Origin of the sequence: Sphaerothrix gracilis Ecp01, assembly GCF_030405905.1 — a bacterium.
GTDB classification, from domain to species: Bacteria; Cyanobacteriota; Cyanobacteriia; order Phormidesmidales; family Phormidesmidaceae; genus Sphaerothrix; species Sphaerothrix gracilis.
Genome location: NZ_JASATW010000070.1, coordinates 1 through 5,157 on the forward strand (window position 1 = coordinate 1; position 5,157 = coordinate 5,157).

Here is a 5,157-nt window from a genome sequence, read left to right on the forward strand (position 1 = left end):
TAGAGACCGAATACGTTATTGGGCAGTCGGTCTCTATGTAGTTCCAGTACGTGGCAAGCTGACTGCGTGCCTAAGAGGCACCAAGCTTGTAAAGAATATAACCTCGGCTTTTAAGATTGTCATCCGAGGGCATTGAATATCGTCTCTCACTTAAAGAGCTTGATTTGCTCTTTCTGTTGAAATAGCAATTATGAGGTGACACAAGAATCGTTCAGGGCAAGGGGGCCTCTACTCAAGTTCACTGGGATCAATGCCCAGCTCTCGTAGTTTGGCCTGCGCCCGTTCTAGTTTTTGCTGGGCCTGATTGCGTTCTTGAAACAGCTCTTCTGGATCCTTTCTATAACAGAGCTTAGTGCTATCAAGAGGAGCAATATCGTACTCAGAGTATTATTATCTCGTTTCCTCGCCCAGATTTTGATAGAAGAATCAGAGTTGTATACTTTAGTGCATGGGCCGATTGTGTAATATAAATTAGCTTTTTCTGCTGGGTGTGTTCTGGGGGCTTTTGGTGTGTTCTGGGGTAGTTTGGTGTGTCTCGGTGTGTTCTGGGGTTGACTTTAGAAAAGAAAGCCAAAACAGGCCATTTTTTCGTATTTTTCCTTGGGGCATTTTGGGGAATTCTGGTGATTTTTGGGCTGGTTTGGGCTGGTTTGGTGCGTTCTGGTGGCTTTCGGGGTGTTCTGGGGTCAATAAATAAAACTGTTTTCACATCAATTTAGGTCAGGCAATGCAAAATCTGTACAGGCTTTTAAAATTCCTTCTTTTGGTCGAGTAATTGTCAATTCGATCTAGATATTTTTGTTTTAGCATCAGAAGATAAAAAATTGATTTAGTTCGTTTTTCCTTGTTCTTGCTTACTTAGCAAGGACAGCGCTTCTTGCTCGAAACTCAGCAATACAGATTGATGGCAATCGTTAACGCCCAGACCACTAAGGATTTTCGCGCTACCCATCGCTACGTAGCTGTGAGAGAAGATAAGCCCCCTCAGATTATTCATACCTCTACGCCCGGCTGCTTCAATGCTCTGCTAGGCCAACCCATCAATCCCCTCGTCGTAGCCGCAGCAATGGAAGCTAGGGCAGCCAAAAGCGATCGCGTTGAAAAGCCTTGCTATCACATCTCTATCTCAGTAGCTCAAGCCGATGAGCTGACTTCACGGGCTGATTGGAACCAGCTTGCGGTTAGTTTTCTGGAGAAAGCGGGGTTAGAGGAGTGTCAGTCCGTGGCCTATCTGCATGAGGATACGACTTATCCGGACTCTGATGAGGTTCGGCCTCACCTTCATCTTGTAGTCAATCGAGTTAAAAGTGACGGCACTGCCGCTCCGACTTCTTGGGACTACTACCGCTTTCAAAGTGCCATCCGCGACGTGGAGCAGGAGATGGGCCTGACTGCTGAGCCCAATAGCTGGGAAGTCGATCGCTGCCGGGATTCATCTGGGCAAGTACATCGTCTGGCTGCTGAACAAGCCCAGTACGAAGATCCTAAACATCCACGCGCTGAGCCACCTCAGCCAACTGTTAAAAGTCAGCTTCAGGAGGTACTTGATGAGGCAATTGAGCAAGCTAGCTCAGTTGAGGCCATTACAGATGCTCTAGTGCAGCAAGGTATTGACGTACAGGTCAGCGAGTGCGGCTGGAGTTTAGAGAAGGACGGTATTGCTTTTGCCGGTAGCCAGCTTGGCCGGGCGTACTCGATGACGGCTATTGAGCAGACCCTAGGAACGACAGCAGAGCGACCACAACCAAACGTAGAGGTTAAACCGTCATCTGAAGAGATCACAGCAGAGTCATCTCAATCTGTAGAAGAAAGACGACAACAGCAGCGCGTAGAGACACTCGCGCCAGTTCTCAGGCAGATGTTACTTCATAGCCGGGGCACGCAACGACAGAAAGGTGTGGAGTTGCTAGATATTGATGAGCACAGGCTGGCGTGGCGACAGCGAGACTCCAAGCTAGGGATTTACCATAGCGAGACTAAAGAGCTGATTCTAATGGCTCAGCGGGATTCAAATAACCACTGGCATGATAAAGGCTCGAAGCTGACGGTTGACCATGTAGAGCATTTCCAGGCAGCCGCTAGACAAGAAGCGGCTAGACAAGCTCGGCGGGCAAGGCCACAGCGCAGACGCCCTAGAGAACTGGAACTGTAGCAATGATTGAGCTATTCGTTCTTTTGCAGAGTATTGCTGAAGAGATTGGGCTTGAATTAAATAATGTAATCTACTTGTTAAACCTAGAACAAACGCCATTTCTGCTTCATATTTATTTGAATACACTTGAATCACAATGAATATTTTTGAATACATTTGAATACGAGTATTTGCCATTGAGAGAAAAAACAGGGCCATTTCTCTATTTTTAGACCTCTTTATCTGAATTCATTTGAATCAATCTAAATATATTTGGATAAAATTGAATACATTTGAATCAAAATAGATACATCTGAATACAGATTTTTACCTTCAGAAATTGCCGCAACTAGGTCAGGCAATGCAAAGATTACGCATACCACTTTTAGCGCCAGGTTCTATCCCTTTTTCTGTCTAAAACTAGCCACATTTTTATTTTGTTGATAGCATCTGAGTAAATATCTAAACTAGGCCCAATTTCCATCTTGGCTCGAACAGAACGGATTTATATTCTAGTCTCCTCTGCGGAAAAAGAACGCATTGTCAGTAAGGCTCATCAGCGTGGGCTTAGTCTCTCGAAGTTTCTCCGAGAGCTGGCTCTAGCCGATCACAGATCAATTGACTTAGAGCCACGCCTGGGATCGATCCAGGCTCAGTTGCTGACCTTGAAGTTTATTCTTGAAGACGAGTTAGAGATTACTTTCTCTCGGCCCAGCGATGAAGTTAACGGCAAACAAGACCGCTTAGAGTACAACTTTGTTTTGCTGGCTGAGAAGCTGTTAGACCTATTTGAAGCGACTCAATGTTTTTAGGCTTTCAAGATCGAGGGGTAAAAAAACTGTCAGTGCCTTTTGAAGCTGTGGGGCTAAATGGGGAGTTTGTGGGGTAAATCTGGGGCTAGATGGGGAAAAAATGGGGTTGCTTAGAAATATAGACTGCTTGAAACAGCTCAAAACCAGACTTTTTTCATTTTTTCTGCGGTGTCAAATGGGGAAGCTGTGGGGTTGAATGGGGAGTTTGTGGGGCTAGATGGGGAAAAAATGGGGCTCTTTTGTCATAGATTTCGTCAGCCTTGAAAGGCACATTTGGGTCAGGCAATGCAAAACCTGTACATGTTGTTTTGAGCGGCAGTTGATGAACGTCTGCATACGAGTTTTTTAGGTTCGGGCTTGACGCGATCGCTGTTTTCGCAAGCTATTGGCTAACTTATGGTATGACCTCTGGCTGCATGAGAGTTATTCGGTGGCGCTGTTGGTTGCTCAGCCGTTTCCAGAGTGCTCTTAGCCGCTGCATCCCAACTGTAGCTTGGACGCTAAGATACTGACCCCAACAGTCGCAGGTCTGGAGAATTTCTAGACAAATGCTTTCTATCTGGCTCAGCGAGGTTTCAATCTGCCGTTCTTCAAAGGAAGCGGGGGGATGCTTGGTTTGGTAGTCACCGGGGCTAATTAAAAACTTATTATTACCCTGACTGACTACCAATTTGTCCCTGACTACGGCCTCTGTTCTTTCTATGACAGGGGTTTCAGGCTGTTTCTCTGCAATCGCGTCTTTCTCTAGCCATCTCTGGTAAATTTCATAGCGATTAACCTGGTAAGTGACTGCTTCGCCCTCAAGTTTGAAGGTCTTGTAATCGACTTGCTCAAGCTGGTAGATGCGCACTTGCTCCCCCCTCGGCCCTTCGCGGCGGCACAGCGGCAAGGTAAAGCCGAGGGGCTTAAGGAAGCGTCTAACAATCTCGATATAGTCAATTGAGCCATCAGGTTTGGTGGTGCCATAGAGATTGATGCCAGAGGCAACTCTGATGTTGGCAAGCTGGCCTTGAACCGCTTCCCCCAGCGCCCTGACCTGAGGCGTGTGCTCCGACAGCTCATCTAGATCCAGAATGTCTAGAACATTGAAGTATTCATAGGTAGCAATCTTAGTGATCAGGGTAGCCCGGTTAACATCGGGTGCCCAGATTGCGCCATCGCTGTTTTTGAGCAGCTCGTTAACCTTGGCCCGATCGCGGTTCTTAAGATACTCCCGGCCAACGGTGAGGTAGTAGTGCAAACGCAGCTTGGCCCCATAGCCGACTTGGTCGAGGATATAAAGATCGGGGGTGATCGCTTCTAGCTGGTAGCGCTTCTGGAGCTGGGCTTTTTGCAGGGCTAGCTCTTGGGCTAAGCTCTCAACTGAGCGGGACTGCTCTAGGGCTTCTAGCTCTGAAGCATCAACACTGGTGGCTTCACAGACGGCCTGTGCTCGTTCTCTCAGCCGGTCGTGTTTTTCAGCTTTGAGTTCTGCTTTTAGCTCTTGGCGGGCGTCGTCGTCGGTATCAGTGACTTCAGTGACGCGGTGGCCTTCGTCTCTGAGTCCCTGCAGGACGCATTCTCTTAGAGCCGCGCTGCCGGTGTTGTGACGAGCGGCTATCTTGGCCCAGGCCACAGTAGCGGCCTGACTCAGGTTACTCTCAATATCGTCACAGCCTGCCTCATAGAGCAGATTGAGCGTGGCTCTAGCGCACTTCTCTTGGGTTTCAGCCAGGGCTTTGTACCAGGTTTCGCTGCCGCCAATGCTCTCTAAGCCGTGGGGAGCGACGTAGATATGACGCGGTACCCTTTCACGTAGTCTGAGCAGGGACTGCCGGATGGAGTTCTCGCTCAGTACCCCTGCATAGAAGCCGTAGACCGCGTCAAAGTGACCTTTAAGATCGATGGAGATACCAGTCTCGACTGAGGGAGAGCAGATGACAATATCATATTGGCTCAGCAGTTTTTCTAGCTTGCCATTGGCGATCGCCCCATAGGCAGGATGGTCTTTGCGGTGAAGGGTTTTGCTATCGAGTACCAGGATCCGCCTGCCAGGATACATCTGCTGCCAGCGGGCGGCTAGGGCGGTGGTGCTAAAGCCGCTTTTGGCCCGCTGGCTGTCGGTCATTATCAGTGCCTTCTCTCCCCGCTCGATGGCGGCTTCAACCTGCATTAGCAGATCTTCGGGGCGCTCGTAGGAGTGGCAGTCATAACCGCCTGCTTGCCAGTGGCTCA

Annotated in this window: 3 protein-coding genes and 1 pseudogene; 2 read left to right on the forward strand and 2 right to left on the reverse strand. The window is 48.6% G+C overall.

All coding sequences use genetic code 11. From position 1 onward, the window contains the following. Window positions 1–228: 228 nt before the first annotated feature. Window positions 229–336: pseudogene (locus tag QJQ48_RS27460) on the reverse strand (Uma2 family endonuclease); the annotation flags it as partial. A gap of 568 nt (window positions 337–904) precedes the next feature. Here QJQ48_RS27460 and QJQ48_RS27465 point away from each other — a divergent pair. Both QJQ48_RS27465 and QJQ48_RS27470 read left to right on the forward strand, forming a co-directional pair. Continuing rightward, window positions 905–2,152 carry a relaxase/mobilization nuclease domain-containing protein gene (locus tag QJQ48_RS27465; protein WP_346294407.1) on the forward strand — a complete coding sequence of 416 codons (1,248 nt, stop codon included), beginning with the start codon at window positions 905–907 and terminating at the stop codon, window positions 2,150–2,152. Between the two features lie 464 nt (window positions 2,153–2,616). Further along, entirely contained in the window at window positions 2,617–2,943 is a 327-nt protein-coding gene (locus QJQ48_RS27470) for a plasmid mobilization protein (RefSeq protein WP_346294408.1), read from the forward strand. Between the two features lie 394 nt (window positions 2,944–3,337). On the opposite strand, the gene QJQ48_RS27475 is transcribed toward QJQ48_RS27470, so the two are convergent. Continuing rightward, window positions 3,338–5,157 (reverse strand): plasmid replication protein, CyRepA1 family (locus QJQ48_RS27475; RefSeq protein WP_346294409.1); only part of this gene is annotated, 1,820 nt, incomplete at its 5' end.